The following is a 13,434-nucleotide window of genomic DNA, read 5'->3' as shown; positions in this document are numbered from 1 at the left end:
ACACCTTGCACCGCACGGACCACTCCACGGCCCTCTGGCTGCGCCGCTTCCATCCGGCCGAGGACGCTCCCGTCCGGCTGGTCTGCTTCCCCCACGCCGGCGGGTCCGCCAGCTACTACCACCCGGTGTCGGCCCGGTTCTCCCCCGGCGTCGACGTGGTCGCGCTCCAGTACCCCGGCCGGCAGGACCGACGTAAGGAGCCCTGCGTCCAGGACATCGAGACGCTGGCCGACCGCATCACCGAACAACTGCTGCTCCTGGACGAGAAGCCCACCGTGTTCTTCGGTCACAGCATGGGGGCCGTACTGGCCTTCGAGACCACGCTGCGCCTCGAACACAAGGGCTCGCACATCCCGGGCAGCGTCATCGCCTCCGGCCGCCGGGCTCCCTCGACGGTCCGCACCGAGACGGTGCACCGCCGCGACGACGACGGCATCATCGCCGAACTGAGGCTGCTCAACGGGACCGACGCCAATCTGCTCGGTGACGAGGAGATCCTGCGGATGGCTCTCCCCGCGATCCGCGGCGACTACGCGGCCATCGAGAAGTACACCTGCCCGCCGGACCGCACCATCGCCTGCCCGATCACCGTCCTCACCGGTGACGCCGACCCTCGCACCTCCCTGCCGGAGGCCGAGGCCTGGCAGCGGCACACCCGGGGCGACTTCCGCCTCGAGTTGTTCCCCGGCGGCCACTTCTTCCTCGGCGAACACCCGTCGGCGGTGGGCGACGAGATCGCCCGCGAACTCGGGACGCTCTGATGCGCACCCTCCTCGTCGACAACTACGACTCCTTCACCTACAACCTCTTCCACTACCTGGCGGAGGTCAACGGGCAGGAACCCGTGGTCATCCGCAACGACGACCCGGACTGGCACGACGGACAGCTCGACGCGTTCGACAACGTCGTCCTGTCACCCGGGCCCGGTACCCCGCACCGTCCGGCCGACTTCGGCCTGTGCGCCAAGATCGCCGAAGAGGCCCGGCTGCCCGTGCTCGGCGTGTGCCTCGGCCACCAGGGCATCGCCCTGGCGCACGGCGCCACGGTCGGCCGCGCGCCCGAACCCCGGCACGGCCGGTCCTCGCCGGTACGCCACGACGGCACGGGCCTGTTCGACGGGCTTCCCGACCCGTTGCAGGTCGTCCGCTACCACTCGCTCGCCGCCACCGAGGTCTCCCCCGCCCTGGAAGTGATCGCCCGGTCCGCCGACGACGACCTGGTGATGGCCGTACGCCACCGTGAACTGCCCCTGTGGGGAGTGCAGTTCCACCCCGAGTCCATCGGCACGCAGGGCGGTCACCGACTGCTCGCCAACTTCGCCGAACTCACCTGGTCGCACGGCCGGGCCCGGAAGCGTGCGGTCCGTCCCCGGGCCGCCGGCACCGAGCCGTACGCCCCCGATCCGGCCGCGGAGCAGCCGCACCGCTCGGTGCGCCGGCTGCGTGTGCTCGCGGACCGGACACCCACCCGGTGGGACGCCGAAGTGGTCTTCGACCACCTCTTCCGCTCGGGCCCGCACCCCTTCTGGCTGGACAGCAGCAGGCCGGACGGCGTCCTCGGGCGGGTGTCCGTCCTGGGCGACGCCTCGGGCCCGCTCGCCCGGGTCGCCACCGCCGATGTCCACGACGGCACGGTGACCGTCACCTCCGGCGGGAACAGCCGGACCCTCGGCACCCCGTTCCTGGAGTGGCTGGAGCGGGATCTCGCCTCACTGAGCACGGAAGTACCGGAACTGCCCTTCGACTTCGCGCTCGGGTGGGTCGGCTACCTCGGCTACGAGCTGAAGGCCGAGTGCGGCGGCGACCGTGCGCACCGTGCACCCGATCCCGACGCCGCCCTGGTCTTCGCCGACCACGCCCTCGTCCTGGACCATCGCACCGGCACCACGCATCTCCTCGCCCTCGCCGAGGACGGGCACGAGGAGGCGGCCCGGGCGTGGCTGAGCGCGACCAAGGCGCAACTCCGGTCCCTCGCCGGGCGGGAGACCTCGCCCTGTGCCCCGCCCCCGCCGGCCGAGGACGGGGAGCTGCGGCTGCGCCACGACCGCGACTCGTACCTGAAGCTCATCGACGCCTGCCAGGAGGAGATACGCGCCGGTGAGACCTACGAGGTGTGTCTGACCAACATGATCGAGGCGGACACCGCCCTCGATCCCTGGCACGCCTACCGTCACCTGCGGCGGGCCAGTCCCGCCCCGTTCGCCGCGTTCCTCGGCTTCGGCGAGGTGTCCGTGCTGAGCACCTCACCGGAACGGTTCCTGCGGATCGACCGGCACGGCACGATGGAGTCCAAGCCGATCAAGGGCACCAGGCCGCGCGGGGCCACACCCGCCGAGGACGCCCTGCACGTCGCCGACCTGACGACCAGCGAGAAGGACCGCGCCGAGAACCTGATGATCGTCGATCTGGTCCGGCACGACCTGGGACGATGCGCCGAGGTCGGCACCGTCGTGGCCGATCCGGTCTTCCAGGTGGAGACCTATGCCACCGTCCACCAACTGGTGAGCACCGTACGGGCGACCCTGCGGGACGGCGTCGGTGCCGTGGCCGGGGTGCGGGCGGCCTTCCCCGGCGGCTCGATGACCGGAGCGCCGAAGATCCGGACCATGCAGATCATCGACCGCCTGGAGGCCGGACCGCGCGGCGTCTACTCGGGCGCCATCGGCTACTTCTCGCTGGGCGGCGCGGCCGACCTGTCCATCGTCATCCGCACGGTCGTCATGAGCGGCGGTCTGCTGCGCTACGGCGTCGGCGGTGCCGTCATCGCGCTGTCGGACCCTCAGGCGGAGTTCGAGGAGACGGTGGTCAAGGCGGCGCCGCTGCGGTCGCTCCTCGCCTGCGACATCCCCGGGCAGCGCGTCGGCGCGGAGGCGTGAGCACCGGGCCGGCCGGGACCGCTGGCCACGTCTAGGGCTTTTCCTGCGGCAGCGAGCCCAGCATGGGGGCGACCTCCAGTGGCCGGCTTTCTCGGGAGTGATGGTGTCCGTCCATGTCGATGATTTCCAAACCGCCGCTCTCGCCGATCCGCAGGGTCTGCTGCGCGGTCTGACGCTCCCGGCGGTCTTCGAGGCCGCCGTGGCCGCGGCACCTGACGCGCCCGCCCTGGTGGACGGCGACCGGTCGTGGACGTGGGGCGCGTGGCGGGCGGATGTCGCCGCACTGACCCGAGGGCTGCAGGAGCTGGGCGTCGGCGCCGGAGACGTGGTCGCCGTCCAGCTGCCCAACTGCTGGGAGTTCCAGACCCTGCATCTGGCCGTCGCTGCGGCCGGCGCCGTCATGATGCCCGTCCATCAGGGCAACGGCAGCGCCGACGTCCTGGCGCTGCTGGAGCGGGTCGCGCCCGCGGTCGCCGTGCTGCCCGCCGACTCCGCCCATCTGGCCGGGCCCGGGACGGTCGGCGCCCTGCGGTCGGCGGTGCCGTCGCTGCGGAGCGTCCTCGTCGCCGGTGACAGCCCGCAGGACCGCGGTGCGGTGGCGGTGGAGGCGCTGCTCACCCGGTGGGCCGGGCAGCCTCCCCGGCCGGTTGAGCTGCGGCCCGAGATGCCGTTCGTCCTGCTGCCGTCCTCGGGCACGACGTCCGCGCGGCCGAAGATCTGTCTGCACAGCCACGACGGTCTGCTGTCCAACACCGCCTCCGTGGCGGAGGAGAGCGCGGCATCCTTCACCGGTGCGGTCGTCACCGCCTGTCCGCTCACCCATCTGTTCGGTCTGCAGTCCCTGCACACCGCGCTGTTCACCCGCTGCCCGCAGGCCCTGCTGCGCGGCTGGGACCCGGACCGCTTCCTGGAACTGGCCCGCGCCGAACAGCCCGCCGTGGTCTTCGCCGTACCCGCGCAGCTCCACGACATCGTGGGCAGGCTCGCGGACCGCGGGGAGTCTGCGGGCTTTCGGCCACGGGAGATCCGGACGGCGGGCGCGGCGGTCCCCGGCGCGCTGGTCTCCGGTGTGCGCGAGGCGCTCGGCAGCCCGCTCGTCGTCGTGTGGGGGATGTCCGAGGTCGGTACCGGTACCTGCACCCGCGCGGACGACCCTGCCAAGGTGCCGGAGCGCAGCGTGGGCCGGCCGACGTACGGGGCGAGCGTACGGATCGTCGCCGAGGACGGAGCAGAGTGCCCGCCGGGCGAGCCGGGCGAGCTGCAGTACCGCAGTCCCGGCATGTTCCGCGGCTACCACCGTGAGCCGGAGCTGACCCGATCCGCGGTCACCGGGGACGGCTGGCTGCGCACCGGGGATCTGGCGAGCATCGGCGAGGACGGGCGAATCGCGTTCCTCGGGCGTGCGGCCGAACTGATCAACGTGGGCGGCCGGAAGTTCAACGCCACCGAGGTCCAGGGCCTCCTCGCCGGCCTGTCCGGCCTCGGTCCACTCGCCGTGGTCGGCAGACCGGACCCCCGGCTCGGCGAGTACCCCTGCCTGGTCGTCACCGGCCGCGCGGACGGCTCTCTCGGTCTCGACGAGGTGACCCGCTTCCTCCTGGAACGCGGAGTCGCCGAGTACAAGATCCCCCTGGAACTCGTCGTCGTCGACGACCTCCCCCGCACCCCGGCGGGCAAACTGCACCGCCGGGCCCTGGAGCAGCTGCTGGCCGCCGGCGAGCTCCCCCCGGGCCCCGCACACCGGCCGGGAGCGGCGGCGCCGCGGTCCTTCGGCGAGGCACTGGAACTGGTCGGCACCTGCGTGACGAGGGTGCTGGTTCCGGACGCCGAGGACGCACCCGTTGCCTCTCTCGGCCCCGACGCCACCTTCCGCAGCCACGGCCTGGACTCGATCCGCTGCATCCGGCTGCGCAACCTGCTCTCCGAGGCGACGGGACTGCCGCTGCCCGCCTCGCTCGCCTTCGATCATCCGACCCCCGCAGAGGTGGCCCGGTTCCTGACGGCCGGTCACGCCGAGACCGACGAGCTGCCCCCGCACCCGACCGGCGCCGTGGAGGACGATCCGGTGGCCATCGTCGGCATGGCGTGCCGGCTGCCCGGCGGAGTCACCGGCCCGGACGACCTGTGGTCGCTCGTCATGTCCGAGACCGACGCCGTGTCCGACTTCCCCACCGGCCGCGGCTGGGACCTCGACCGTCTCTTCGACAGCGATCCGGACCGTCCCGGCACCTCGTACGCCCGGCAGGGCGGCTTCCTCCACGACGCGGGCGGCTTCGACGCCGCGTTCTTCGGGTTCTCCGACCACGAGGCCCTGGCCACCGACCCCCAGCAGCGGCTGCTGCTGGAGACGGCCTGGGAGGCACTGGAACGGGCCCGGATCGACCCGGGGGCCCTGCGCGGCAGCCGGACCGCCGTCTTCACCGGCGCCATGTACCACGACTACGCCGCCGGCATCCGTGGCGCCGCAGGCCCGTTGGAGGGTCTGCTGGGCATCGGCACGGCCGGCAGCGCCCTGGCCGGCCGTATCGCGTACACCTTCGGCCTGCAGGGACCTGCCGTCACCGTGGACACCGCCTGCTCGTCCTCCCTCGTCGCACTGCATCTGGCCTGCCAGTCGCTGCGTACCGGGGAATCGTCGCTCGCCCTGGCGGGCGGTGTCGCGGTCATGGCGACGCCTTCGTCGTTCACCGAGTTCTCCAGGCTGCGCGGCCTCGCTCCCGACGGGCGCTGCAAGTCCTTCGCCGACGCGGCCGACGGCGCGGCCTGGTCGGAGGGCGCCGGCCTGCTCGTGCTGGAGCGCCTCTCCGACGCCCGCCGGGCCGGTCACCCGGTGCTCGCCGTCGTCCGCGGGTCCGCGGTCAACCAGGACGGCGTGTCGAACGGTCTCACGGCACCGAACGGCACCGCGCAGCGCCGGGTCCTGCGCCAGGCGCTCGCCGACGCGCGGCTGACGGCCGCCGACGTGGACGCGGTGGAGGCGCACGGCACGGGGACGACACTGGGAGACCCGATCGAGGCAGAGGCCCTGATCGCCGCATACGGGCGGGAGCGACCGTCGGACCGACCGCTGTGGCTCGGTTCCGTGAAGTCGAACATCGGGCACACGCAGGCCGCCGCCGGAGTCGCCGGCGTGATCAAGACGGTCCTGGCGCTGGAGCACGGCATGCTGCCGCGCACCCTCCACGTGGACGCGCCGTCCTCCCACGTGGACTGGTCGGCGGGCGAGGTACGGCTGCTCACGGGGGCACGGCCATGGCCCAGGACCCCCGAACGGGTCAGGCGTGCCGGGGTCTCCTCCTTCGGCATCAGCGGGACCAACGCACACGTGATCCTGGAGGAGGCGCCGGGAGAGAAGGCGCGGGGAGAGGAGACGCCGGGAGAGGAGACGCCGGACGCTTCCGGGGCCGCCGCCTGCGTGCCGTGGGTGCTGTCCGCGCGTACTCCGGAGGCGCTGCGCGCTCAGGCTCGAAGGCTGGCCGATCATGTCGCCGCCCACCCGGATCTCTCACCCGGCGACATAGCCCTGTCCCTCGCCGCCACGCGGACCGTCCACCCCCATCAGGCGTACGTCGTCGGCGGCGACCGGCAGGAACTCCTCGACTCTGTACGGTCGTTGGCGGAGACGTCGGCCCGGCCGGAGGCCGGCCGCACGAACGCGCAGGGCCTCGGGTTCGTCTTCACGGGACAGGGCAGCCAGCGGCCCGGCATGGGCCGGGCACTGGCCCGTGCCTTCCCCGCCTTCGGCTCGGCGCTCGCCGAGGTCTGCGCGACACTCGACCCGCTGCTGGGGAGGCCGTTGCGGGAGGTGATGTGGTCGGGCCCGGCGGAGCTGCTGGACCGTACGCGGTACGCCCAGCCCGCGCTCTTCGCGTTCGAGGTGGCTCTGTACCGGCTGGTCGAGTCCTGGGGAGTGGTGCCGGACCGCCTGGTGGGCCACTCGGTCGGCGAGATCGCCGCGGCGCATGTGGGAGGTCTGCTGTCCCTCGAGGACGCGTGCCGGCTGGTCGCCGCACGGGGCCGGCTGATGGACGCGCTGCCGACGGGCGGTGCCATGGCGGCGGTGGAACTGTCGGAGGAGGAGGTCACGCCCCTGCTCGACGGCCTGACGGACCGTGTGGCGGTGGCGGCGGTCAACGGTCCACGCTCCGTGGTGATCTCGGGGGACGAGGGACCGGTCGCCGAACTGACCGAGCGGATGGCGGCCGCCGGGCACCGGACCAGGCGGCTGACGGTCAGCCATGCCTTCCACTCCCCCGCGATGGATCCGATGCTGGAGGACTTCCGGGCGGCCGTCGGTGCGCTGGACACCTCCGAGCCGTCCGTTCCCGTGGTCTCCTGTCTCACCGGGCGCCCGCTCACCCGCGAGGAGGCACGGGACCCCGGCCACTGGGTCCGGCACGTACGCGAACCCGTACGGTTCGCGCGGGCGGTGGACCGGCTGCTGCGCGACGGCACCGACGTGTTCCTGGAACTGGGCCCGCGGGCCGCGCTCACCCCGATGGTCGACGCGTGCGCGGCGGACACGCCCGGGGTCGGCGCCGTACCGGTGGCCGACGGGGACGAGGGCGGCCGGAACGAGGAGCACGCCCTGTTCACGGCCGTCGCCCGGCTGCATCTGCGCGGTGCACCCGTGTCCTGGGAGTCGGTCCTGCCCGGTGCCGTCACCGTGCCCCTCCCCACCTACCCGTTCCAGCACCGGTCCTACTGGCTGGCTTCCACGGGCGCGACGGGGGCAGGCGCGGACACCGCGACGGACGGGCCGGCCGGTGGTCCCGCACCGTCCGCGCCGGCCTCGTGGCTGTCCGGGCTCGGCGAGGGCGAGGGACGGCATGCCGTGCTGCGCCTGGTCCTGGACGAGACCTCCGCCGCTCTCGGCGGACGGCCCCTGGAGGCATCGGACGCCGACACGCACTTCACCGACCTGGGCATCACCTCGGTGAGCGCCGTGGGACTACGCAACCGGATCACCTCGGCCACCGGGGCACGACTGCCCGCCACCCTGGTCTTCGACCACCCCACGCCCACCGCCGTCGCAGACCTCGTTCGACAGAACCTGGCCCGGCACACGACGACGGCACAGCGGTCCGTCGCCGACATCGTGGACGAACTCGACCGCGCGCTCTCGGCCGGTGCCTGCCTCGACCCGGTGACGGCGGCACGGCTGAAGGAGCTGGTGAAGCACTCGGATCCGGCACCCTCCGGCGGTCCGGCCGGCGGCCTGGATCTCGACACCGCGTCCGACGAGGACCTGTTCCGCCTCATGGACGGCGCCGGCGACTGAGCGTTCCGCGGGAACGGCCGCGCCGGGCCGTCGATCGTCCACGGGTCCCTCGTGGCCGGTCGCTCCCACGCGGCGGAGCCGCACTCGAACTCCGCCCCGCGCCCCTTCAGGGCGCTGCCCCCCGGACCGCGCCGAACCCGCTCGGCCACCAGCCCTTGTCCCCAGCCGACCGGCGGTCCTCCCGCCGGTCGGCTTCTTCCGCATCGCAACCAACCCTTGGGAGTTCTTCGATGACCCGGCTCTTCGAGCCTCGCGCGGTCCCCCGGACGTCGGCGGACCCGGACATCATGATCGAGACGCAGGATCTGAGCAGGACGTTCGGATCCGTGCGCGCGCTGGACTCGGTCACCGTGTCCGCCCGGCGCGGTACCGTGCTGGCACTGCTCGGCCACAACGGCGCGGGAAAGACAACGCTCGTCGGCATCCTCACCGGCTCGCTCCCGCCCTCCTCGGGCCGGGCCGCGGTCGCCGGATTCGATGTCACGGAGCAGCCGCAGGAAGTCCGTCGGCGCATCGGGCTGACCGGCCAGTTCGCCTCCGTCGACGGGAAGCTGAGCGGCCGGGACAACCTCGTGCTGATCGCCAGGCTGCTCGGCGCGGGCCGGAAGGCGGCCCGGGCGCGCTCCGACGAGCTGCTGGAACTGTTCGCCCTCCAGGAGGTGGCGCAGCGCCGGGCCGGCACGTACTCGGGAGGCCTGCGCCGACGGCTGGATCTCGCCGCCAGCCTGGTCGGCCACCCCGAAGTGCTCTTCCTCGACGAACCCACCACAGGTCTGGACCCGGCGAGCCGCCTGACGCTGTGGGAGATCGTGGAGGCGCTGGTGGCCGACGGGACCACGGTGCTGCTCACCACGCAGTACCTGGAGGAGGCGGACCGGCTGGCCGACCACGTCACCGTGCTGTCCGCCGGTTCCGTGATCGCGAGCGGAACACCCGCCGAGCTGAAGGCCCGAGTCGGCCGGCGCACGGTGACCGTCACGATGGGCGGCGCCGAGGACACGGGCGCGGCCGTCGCCGCGCTGCGGCGCGCCGGCCTGGAACCGATGGCGGCCCCGGAGCCGCACTCCGTCGTCGTGCCCATCGAGGCGACGAAGGAGGTGGCGTCCGTGATCAGGGCGCTCGACCAGGCCGGCATCGAGGCCACCGAGCTGTCCTTCGGTGAACCGACCCTCGACGACGTCTACCTGACCCTCTCCGGGCAGCGGCCCGAGGGCCTCGTCCCCTCGCTCTCCGGAGGTCCGGCGACATGACCACGACCACCCGTCCACCCGCCTTTTCGCCCCACGACCGGGCCCAGTGGCAGGGCAGTTCCGTGTTCGTCCAGGTCCAGGTGCTCACCGGCCGGTCACTGCGCGCCCTGGTGACCGATCCCGGCGTGATCCTCTTCGGACTGCTGCAGCCCGTCATCATTCTCTTCGTCCTGACCCAGGTCTTCAGCAAGATGGGCGCGCCGCCGCACTTTCCGGCCGGCATCAGCTATCTCGACTTCATCCTGTCCGCCGTCCTGGTGGACAACGCCGTGCAGTCCGCTGTGCAGTCGGGCGTGGGACTGGTCGACGACCTCAAGAACGGTGTGGTGGCCCGGCTGCGGTCCCTCCCCATCGTCCCCGGCACGCTGCTGCTCGCCCGCAGCATCGCGAACCTGGTGCGCAGCGCCGTGCAGGCGGTGGTCATCCTCGTGCTGGCCGTTGCCGTGCTCGGCTACTCGCCGCGCGGCGGAGCGGCTCAGGTCGCGGCCTCGGTCGGCCTGACGCTGTTCATGAGCTGGTCCATCGGCTGGGCGTTCATCGCGGCGGGGGCCTGGCTGCGCCGTGCGGAGCCGATGCAGAACCTCGCGGTCATCGCGATCCTGCCGCTGATGTTCGCCTCCAGCGCCTACATTCCGGTCGCGGACCTGCCCGCCTGGCTGGCGGCGGTCGCCCGGGTCAACCCGCTCACGTACGCCATCGACGCGACACGCGCGCTCGCGCTGGGCATCCCGGGCGGGGACTCGATCGTGCCCGCCCTGCTCACCGGTGGTGCCGTCGCCGTCGTGGGCGGCGTTCTGGCGGTGCTGGGGTTCCGGCGCCCGATGTGACCAAGCCCTCGCCAGGTCTGAAGGCCCTGGGGCCCGGTCCTCCGGAACTTCCTCGGAGGGCCGGGCCCCAGGTCTTTCGGACGATTCAGCGGGTACGGGACCGTGGCCCCGTACCCGCTCGCCGCTACAGGCCGAGCTGCTTGTCGAGCAGGTCGAACACCTCCTCGTCGGAGGCTCCGTCGAAGTCGAACGCATCCTCGCCCGATCCGGCCTCGCCACCGCCACCGCGCGAAGTGGCCCGCAGGGAGCTCCACTTCTCCCGCAGGACGTCCAGTCGTCCCGCGATCTGCTCGAACACCTCCTCGCTGACCTCGGCCCGCCCGAACGCCCGCTCCAACCCGGCCAGTTCGGCCAGGAGTGCCGCCCCGGCGGTCTCCCCGGCCGACGGCGCGAGGTCGAGCTGCGCGTACAGGTGGTCCGCCAGCTCCGCGGTCGTCGGGTGATCGAAGACCAGGGTGGCGGGCAGCCGGACCCCGGCCAGCGCGCTCAGCCGGTTGCGCAGCTCGATCGCGGTCAGCGAGTCGAAGCCGAGGTCCTGGAACGACCGCTCGGGGTCCACCTCCGCCGCCCGGGCATGCCCGAGCACGGCAGCGGCCTGTCCCCGCACCTCCGCCACGAGAGCCTCGTGGCGCTCGGTCTCCGGCAGCGCAGTCAGCCGTTCGACGAGTCCGCCCACCGTGTCTCCCGCGGCCGCGCCGCGGCGTACGGGAGTACGGATCAGGCCACGCAGCAGCGCCGGCACCTCGCCCAGGGCACGCAGGGCCGCGAGGTCGAGCCGCACCGGGAGCACATCCGGCTGCTCACCGCCGAGAGCGATGTCGAACAGCCGCAGACCGTGCTCCGGCGTGAGCGGCGGCATCCCGGCCCGCGCGAGGCGCTCGGCCTCCACCTCGCTCAGCGCGCGCGTCATGCCACCCCCGGTGCCGGACCACGGCCCCCAGGCCAGTGAGAGCCCCGGCAGGCCCTGTGCACGGCGGTGCCGGGCGAGCGCGTCGAGGTACGCGTTGGCCGCGGCGTAGTTGGCCTGGCCCGCGTTGCCGAGCGTGCCCGCGGCGGAGGAGAAGAGGACGAAGGCGTCGAGGCCGAGGTCCTTCGTCGCCTCGTGGAGGTTCCAGGCCGCGTCCGCCTTGGCGCGCAGCACGGTGGCGAGCCGCTTTGGGGTGAGGGATCCGAGGATCCCGTCGTCCAGAACGCCCGCGGTGTGGACGACCGCCCGCACGGGATGCCGCGTGATCAGGTCCGCCACCGCCGCCCGGTCGGAGACGTCACACGCCTCCACGACGACTTCCGCACCGAACTCGCCCAGCTCGGCGACGAGTTCGGCCACACCCTCGGCCTGCGCACCACGACGGCTCACGAGCAGCAGACTCCGTGCACCGTGCTCGGCGGCCAGGTGTCGCGCCAGGAGCCGGCCCAGACCGCCCGTACCACCGGTGATCAGTACGGTCCCCTCACCACCGAGAACGGCATCCCGGCCCGTGTCGGCGGCCGGAGCGGGCACCCGCGCGAGCCGGGCCGCCAGCACCTCGCCACCGCGGAGCGCCAGTTGCGGCTCCCCCTCGGCGAGCGCGGCGAGAGCACTCGGCAGCAGCCGCACCGCGTCGGGACCGTCCAGGTCCAGCAGACCGAAGCGATCCGGGTTCTCCGAGTGTGCCGACCGCACCAGACCCCACACCGCGGCGCCGGCCGGATCCGCGCCGGTCGTGGCACCGGATGTCACGAACACCAGGCGGGAGTCGGCGAACCGCTCCTCGGCCAGCCAAGCCTGCGCGAGCTCCAGGACGTGAGCGGTCAAAGTGTGCACGGAATCGGGTGATCCGATGGAGTCACCGTCGCCGGACACCGGTGCCAGGACGAAGCGCGGGAGGCCGGCATCCGGTTCCAGCGACGCCATCAGTCCCTTCAGGCTGTCGTGAACCGGGTATTCCCCGAGTTCGGCTGCCGCAGTGGGCGATCCGACCACCATGGTCCCCTCGCTCGGCGTTCCTTCGGCCTGGACCGGCGTCCAGTCGAGCCGGAAGAGCGCGTCGTGGGCGGCTCCATGAGCCCTGGTCAGCTGGTCCGCAGTGATGGGCCGGACGACGAGGGACTCCACGGACGCGACCGGGGCACCGGCCGGGTCGACGAGCGCCAGCGACAACCCGCCAGCGCCGCTCCGGCTGAGCCGGGCCCGGACCGCCGAGGCACCGGGGGCGTGCAAGGACACACCGGACCACGAGAACGGGACCCCGGCATGGCCCTCTCCGACGCCCTCGCCGCCGAGAACGAAAGCGTGGAGGGCCGCGTCGAACAGCGCCGGATGCAGCCCGAAGGCGCCACCCCCGGCGCTCTCCGCACCGTCGGGCAAGGCGACCTCGGCGAACACGTCGTCACCCAGCCGCCACGCCGCGGCCAGACCCTGGAACACCGGACCGTAGTCGAAACCGGCGTCGGAGAACCGGTCGTACACTCCTGCCACGTCCAGCGGTTCGGCACCGGCCGGCGGCCAGACCGAGGTGTCGAAGGTGGCAGGGGCGAGTACCTCGGGCGCAAGCACGCCACTGGCATGCTGCGTCCACGGCTCCTCGGAGTCCCGACCGGGCCGGGAGTGGACGGTCAACGTCCGCCGACCTGACGCGTCGGGCGCACCGACGCCCACCTGCACCTGCGCCGCGCCACCCGCCCCGGACAGCGTCAGCGGCGCGGCGAGGGTGAGTTCCTCCACGGTCCCGCAGCCGAGCTCGTCCGCCGCGCGTACGGCCAGTTCGAGCAGCGCGGTGCCGGGCACCAGCACCGAGCCCATGACGACGTGGTCCGCCAGCCAGGGGTGCGTAGCCACCGAGAGCCGACCGGTGAACAAGAACCCGTCGGAGCCGGCCAGTTCCACCGCGCCGGAGAGCAACGGGTGCTCGGCGGACCGCAGCCCGAGAGCCTCGGCGCCCCGTCCGGCGGCAACGCCCGTGGGCCAGTAGCGTCGGCGCTGGAAGGGGTAGGTCGGCAGGTCGACGTGCTGGGCACCCGTGCCGGTGAAGACAGCCGCCCAGTCGACCTTGGCGCCGTCGACGTAGAGGCGGGCCAGGGCCTGGAGCGCGGTCCACTCCTCGTCGCGGTCCTTGCGGAGCACCGCGGCGAATACGGCGTCCGCGTCGGCGGACTCGGCCGCCATCGCGGTCAGGACACCGTCCGGGCCGAGTTCCAGGAAACGGGTCACGCCTGTGGCGG

Annotated in this window: 6 protein-coding genes; 5 read left to right on the top strand and 1 reads right to left on the bottom strand. The window is 73.1% G+C overall.

What is annotated here, in order from left to right; genetic code table 11:
* Nucleotides 1-5: 5 nt before the first annotated feature.
* The 5 genes from FB157_RS38465 (at nucleotide 6) to FB157_RS38445 (ending at nucleotide 10,233) form a co-directional block, all read left to right on the top strand.
* A complete protein-coding gene (locus tag FB157_RS38465) occupies nucleotides 6-761 on the top strand; it encodes a thioesterase II family protein (protein ID WP_145885372.1) in 756 nt (251 codons plus the stop codon).
* Complete coding sequence (gene pabB, locus FB157_RS38460; RefSeq protein ID WP_145885371.1) at nucleotides 761-2,875, top strand: aminodeoxychorismate synthase component I; 2,115 nt, start codon at nucleotides 761-763, stop codon at nucleotides 2,873-2,875. Before FB157_RS38465 ends, pabB begins: the two co-directional genes overlap by 1 nt.
* Before the next feature lie 100 nt (nucleotides 2,876-2,975).
* Nucleotides 2,976-8,156, top strand: a complete 5,181-nt coding sequence (locus FB157_RS38455) for a type I polyketide synthase (protein WP_145885370.1) — start codon at nucleotides 2,976-2,978, stop codon at nucleotides 8,154-8,156.
* Nucleotides 8,157-8,386: 230 nt separating this feature from the next.
* A complete protein-coding gene (locus tag FB157_RS38450; RefSeq protein WP_261386807.1) occupies nucleotides 8,387-9,406 on the top strand; it encodes an ATP-binding cassette domain-containing protein in 1,020 nt (339 codons plus the stop codon).
* Entirely contained in the window at nucleotides 9,403-10,233 is an 831-nt protein-coding gene (locus FB157_RS38445) for an ABC transporter permease (RefSeq protein ID WP_145885369.1), read from the top strand. Before FB157_RS38450 ends, FB157_RS38445 begins: the two co-directional genes overlap by 4 nt.
* Nucleotides 10,234-10,357: 124 nt before the next feature.
* Here the strand turns inward: FB157_RS38445 and FB157_RS38440 are convergent.
* Nucleotides 10,358-13,434 (bottom strand): type I polyketide synthase (locus FB157_RS38440; protein WP_145885368.1); only part of this gene is annotated, 3,077 nt, incomplete at its 5' end.

This window comes from Streptomyces sp. BK340 (assembly GCF_007827595.1).
Classification (GTDB): domain Bacteria; phylum Actinomycetota; class Actinomycetes; order Streptomycetales; family Streptomycetaceae; genus Streptomyces.
Note: the sequence above shows the minus strand (reverse complement) of the source record. Positions and strands in the feature narration are given on the sequence as shown.

Bases quoted from the DNA above. Each gene is read 5' to 3' on its own strand.
- pabB (WP_145885371.1), top strand. From the start codon at position 761: ATGCGCACCCTCCTCGTCGACAACTACGACTCCTTCACCTACAACCTC.
- FB157_RS38455 (WP_145885370.1), top strand. From the start codon at position 2,976: ATGGTGTCCGTCCATGTCGATGATTTCCAAACCGCCGCTCTCGCCGAT.
- FB157_RS38450 (WP_261386807.1), top strand. From the start codon at position 8,387: ATGACCCGGCTCTTCGAGCCTCGCGCGGTCCCCCGGACGTCGGCGGAC.
- FB157_RS38445 (WP_145885369.1), top strand. From the start codon at position 9,403: ATGACCACGACCACCCGTCCACCCGCCTTTTCGCCCCACGACCGGGCC.